The organism is Mycobacterium sp. IS-2888 (genome assembly GCF_001954215.1).
Lineage (GTDB): Bacteria > Actinomycetota > Actinomycetes > Mycobacteriales > Mycobacteriaceae > Mycobacterium.
Genome location: NZ_MBET01000024.1, coordinates 1 through 1043, shown reverse-complemented (window position 1 = coordinate 1043; position 1043 = coordinate 1). Strand labels below are relative to the sequence as shown.

Annotated in this window: 1 protein-coding gene; it reads left to right on the top strand. The window is 65.6% G+C overall.

The annotated features are described in order from the left end of the window. A partial coding sequence (locus A5745_RS03970) for a condensation domain-containing protein (RefSeq protein ID WP_254848492.1) occupies nt 1-1043 on the top strand: 1043 nt, incomplete at both ends.

Below are 1043 nucleotides of genomic sequence, written 5' to 3'. Positions count from 1 at the left end.
CAAGCCGCGGTGCTCGCCCGCGAGGACCGCCCCGGCGACAAACGCCTCATCGGCTACATCACCGGAACAGCCAACCCGGCCACCATCCGCGACCAACTCGCCCAACGGCTACCGGCCTACATGGTCCCGGCCCAGATCATGGTGCTCGACGCGTTGCCGCTCACGGTCAACGGCAAAGTCGACGCCCGCGCCCTACCAGCACCCGACTACAGCATCGGCGGGTATCGGGCCCCGAGCACCCCCACCGAAGAAATCCTGGCCGGCATCTACGCCCGAATACTCGGACACGACCGCGTCGGCATCGACGACTCCTTCTTCGACCTCGGCGGAGACTCACTCTCAGCGATGCGCCTGGTGGCGGCGATCAACACCGCATTGGATGCCGACGTTGGGGTGCGTGTCGTGTTCGATGCGCCCACGGTTGCCAGGTTGGCGCCGCGTATCGCTGAGGGCGCTGGTCGGCTGGATCCCGTGGTGGCAGTTGAGCGCCCGGCGGTGGTTCCGTTGTCGTTTGCCCAGCAGCGGTTGTGGTTTATCGACCAGTTGCAGGGGCCCTCGCCGGTCTACAACACCGCGGCGGCGCTGCGGTTAAGTGGGCCGCTCGATGTTGATGCATTGGGTGCGGCGCTGGCCGATGTGGTGGGCCGTCATGAAAGCCTGCGCACTGTGTTCCCCACGGTCGAGGGAACACCCCGACAGGTGGTTATTCCTGTTGAGCAGGCAGATTTTGGGTGGGACGTTGTTGATGCCAGCGGCTGGTCGCCAGGTTCACTGAACGAGGCCATCGATACCGCGGCGCGCCATACCTTTGATCTGGCCACCGAGATCCCAATGCGGGCAAGGCTTTTCCGCATCGTCGACGACGAGCACGTGCTGGTGATCGTGATGCACCATATCGCCGCGGACGGCTGGTCGCTAAGGCCGCTGACCGCTGATTTGGGTGTGGCCTATGCCAGCCGGTGCGCCGGTCGGGTGCCGGGGTGGGTGCCGTTGGGGGTGCAGTATGCGGATTATGCGTTGTGGCAGCGGGGGTGGCTGGGGTC